The 3199-nt window shown below is 57.1% G+C and carries 2 protein-coding genes and 1 pseudogene; all 3 read left to right on the top strand.

What is annotated here, in order from left to right; genetic code table 11:
* Positions 1-608: 608 nt before the first annotated feature.
* The gene (locus tag VLK31_RS36130) at positions 609-1505 is read left to right on the top strand and encodes a DUF4238 domain-containing protein (protein ID WP_409173306.1); all 897 of its coding nucleotides are present in this window, start codon (positions 609-611) and stop codon (positions 1503-1505) included.
* A gap of 295 nt (positions 1506-1800) precedes the next feature.
* Complete coding sequence (locus tag VLK31_RS36125; RefSeq protein ID WP_409173305.1) at positions 1801-2379, top strand: hypothetical protein; 579 nt, start codon at positions 1801-1803, stop codon at positions 2377-2379.
* A 57-nt stretch (positions 2380-2436) separates the two neighbouring features.
* Positions 2437-3072: pseudogene (locus VLK31_RS36120) on the top strand (IS5 family transposase); the annotation flags it as partial.
* Positions 3073-3199 lie beyond the last annotated feature (127 nt).

The following is a 3199-nucleotide window of genomic DNA, read 5'->3' as shown; positions in this document are numbered from 1 at the left end:
GTCTTCTTTCTCTTGCCTGCATGCTCGGCATCCGAAAAACTGATCTGGCTCATCGTTGGCTCTCCTTCAGCTGGGTGATCAACGTTCAGGTCGGCAATCGGTGGACTTGATCAGACGTTCCCTAGAGCAGTTTGCACAGGGGTTCTACTGCTGCGCTTGTGGAGTTGGCTTCGTAGCCGACTGCTTGCTGAAGTGAAGTCATGGTCTATCTATGGCGGCAGAATGCGACCAGAACCAGACCTTCGCCATGACGCCAGAAGATTGCCCGGTGCCTCCAACAGTGGACTACGTCAAAGTCGGTCGGGAGTCGCACGAACTGGTGCTTCGCCACGGGCGGGATGCACACAGGTATGCACTGCGCCTGTCTGAGCAAGCCAAGGACGCGGGCGATGCCGGAGCGGCCGCATTCTGGTATGCGGTCAACCGGGCGCTAGAGCCGAGGACATAGCGATTCGCTCGCAGGGCCCGCTTTGAGCCTTCGCGACGGCGGCGCGACCGGCTACAGTCGGCCAGGAGCGGACGGTCGCAGGCCGGGCACAATTCAGCCAAAAGCCGCCATTCGGCGGCATGGATGATGGAGAACAAGTGGTAGCGCGCCCATATCTCGGATGAGCCCGAACAACCAGCACTTTGTTCCGCGCGGATACTTGAGCGCCTGGGCTTGCGGCAGCGGCGTCGAACCCAAGTGGGTGTGGCGGTTCGACCGGGTTCTAGGCCGTGTCGATCTGAAGTCACCGAGAAAGATTCTTCGGGAAGCGCACATCTACACAGTTCGGAAACCCGACGGTACGGACGATTTCCGCTTCGAACGCTTCTTTCAGGAGCGAGAGGATGCTTTCTACAGCGTGCGTACCAAACTAATTTCTCTCCAAGCATTGACGCATGAGGAGTGGGTTGACCTGCTCGCGTTCACCGCAGCCGCGCGCATTCGAACGCAAATGAATCGGAATCGTCATCGTCAACACTGGGGCAACGCTATTGAGCTTGGCGAGAAGATGGTGCAGAGCCTTTCAAAGATGACTCCTGAAGCACGAACTGACATTGCAAAAATGCAGTCGCCGAGCACTGGCAAAGGGGTCACGTTGGAGCAGGCTCGGCGCTTACGGGACGAGCCAATCCAATCGACGCTTTTGCTGGGAATGAAGCAGTTGATCGAACGGTTCGACCACATGCAGGCGGCTGTGCTTTTCGCGGCCGGCTCTACGCGCTTCATCACTTCAGACAATCCTTGTGTATTTTATGATCCATATGCTCGGCCGTTTCCTCCATTTCGAGCAATCCCGGATTTCCGTTCGGCGACCTTCGAACTGACGATGCCGCTGACACCGACCGCATGCCTGCGTTTAGGGCCGGATGCGGAGGGCTTTATCGAGCTGATGGACGACGACGTTGCAGCTATCAACAATCGAACGGCTGGCGCGGCATCGCGTTACATGGTGTCCTCCAACGCAGACGGATTCCCCGAGTACCTTGGGCCTGCTGACTGGACGTTGGGCGTCGATTAGCCCAAGTCTTGAGGCCTGCTTGTCTGCCATACAAGAAGCTCGCTTCACAATGAATGGTGAGGCTTGAAAAAGTGACTTGCAAAGCGCGGTCGCAGGCGGCCTGTCGCCTCTGACGCAGACTCCATGCACAAGCGGTCACCCAGCGCTAAGGCAGAATTCGGCCAACTCCTGACATTCGCGAACGCCCGCTCTCGAGACGCACCGTGGCCGTTGTGTTTCGCGTCGTGGGTACCAATGGTCTTTGTCTCGCTGTCGGAACCAGACGGCATGATCTATTCAATGTCCAGGGAAATTCATGCTCGTAGACGAAAAGTCAGATCATCAGGACATTCCGACAGCACTCAGGTGGATTGTCGAGCGCTGCAATTCGAGATTCTCTAGACACCCTAACCAAAGGTCTCGTGCCATCCGGATCGTAGTTGGCAAGAGCGTGATCGAGGAACACGAGTGTGCACTGGACGAGAACGTCGTGACGGTGTCTGAGGTCGGCATCATTTATTGGTTTCGACCGTATTCGGAGCCCGGAGCTCCCCGTTTCGCTGGGGCGAAACTCAAAAGACTGTTTGACTTCATGAGGGTCGCTATATGGCCCCAAATAGTTGATGGATGGGGTGCCGACCGTCTGATGCAGGAACCCCAACTCGACGAAATTGAGGTTGGCGCAGTCAAACGCTACAAGGAACTTCAAGAAGAGGGAAAACGCCTCAATTCAGAAGATATAAAAAGTCTCCTCAGAGGCCATCCACATCTTCAGCGCCTGTACTTGGCCATCGCTGAAACGGATCTTCTTGAGCTCCAACACTTGGCAGAGCATTGGGCCGAAGAACTAGCAGAGATCGGTGTTGAACACGTTCGGACGCTAGGGAACGTCTGATCAAGTCCACCGATTGCCGACCTGAACGTTGATCACCCAGCTGAAGGAGAGCCAACGATGAGCCAGATCAGTTTTTCGGATGCCGAGCATGCAGGCAAGAGAAAGAAGACACGCCGTGAAGTCTTCCTTGCCGAGATGGAGCTGGTGGTGCCCTGGAAGGCGCTGCTCAAAGTCATCGAGCCGCACTACCCGGTGGCAGGCCGCGGACGCCGGCCCTATCCGCTCGAAGCGATGCTGCGTGTGCACTTGATGCAGAACTGGTTCGCGCTCAGCGATCCAGCGATGGAGGAAGCCCTCTACGAGATCACCTCGTTGCGCGCGTTTGCGAGCTTGGGGATGGAGTCGATTCCCGACGAAACGACGATCTTGAACTTCCGCCATTTGCTGGAAGCCAGCGACCTGGCCGAAGACATCTTCAAGCAGGTCAACGCTCACCTGACCAGGAAGGGGCTGCTTCTGAAGAGAGGCTCCATCGTGGACGCCACGATCATCGCGGCGCCCAGCTCCACCAAGAACGAGAGCGGCGAGCGAGACCCGGAGATGCACCAGACGAAGAAGGGCAACCAGTGGCACTTCGGCATGAAGGCGCACATCGGCGTGGATGCGGACTCCGGGCTGGTGCACACGGTGACGACCACCGCAGCCAACGAGGCAGATGTGGAACAGGTGAGTGATCTGTTGCACGGCAAGGAAGGTTGGCGCCGGCCGAAATTTGACCCACCTGTGAGGGTTGTGCCGCTTCAAATTTGACCCGGGTGTTCAGCCTACCCTGCTGCTTTTTTAAGCGGTGGGGTATCAGGAGTGATCACTATGGCCATGA

It is taken from the genome of Variovorax sp. H27-G14, assembly GCF_046156345.1.
Classification (GTDB): domain Bacteria; phylum Pseudomonadota; class Gammaproteobacteria; order Burkholderiales; family Burkholderiaceae_C; genus Variovorax.
Note: the sequence above shows the minus strand (reverse complement) of the source record. Positions and strands in the feature narration are given on the sequence as shown.